Here is a 251-nt window from a genome sequence, read left to right as displayed (position 1 = left end):
ATTCCTTCTTTCCCTCTCTGACGTTTGACAGTGTCAATCCTTCCGAGCAACTGACGGAGCAGGAGCAGATTCAATCACTGACTGACCGGGAAGTGACCGTATTGCAATACCTGGCCCAAGGGTATTCCAACAAACAAATTGGCGAAATGCTCTTTCTTAGCAATAAAACCGTAAGCACCTACAAAACACGACTGCTACAAAAGCTGGGTGCGACGTCACTGGTTGACCTGGCGGAGTTTGCCAAACGCAAC

1 protein-coding gene is annotated in these 251 nt (G+C 48.6%); it reads left to right on the top strand.

The window, feature by feature from the left end:
• A partial coding sequence (locus SB756_RS33070; protein WP_410913633.1) for a response regulator transcription factor occupies positions 1–251 on the top strand: 251 nt, incomplete at both ends.

The organism is Pseudomonas sp. SIMBA_068 (assembly GCF_046534705.1).
Classification (GTDB): Bacteria; Pseudomonadota; Gammaproteobacteria; order Pseudomonadales; family Pseudomonadaceae; genus Aquipseudomonas; species Aquipseudomonas putida.
This window is presented reverse-complemented; position numbering and strand designations above follow the sequence as displayed.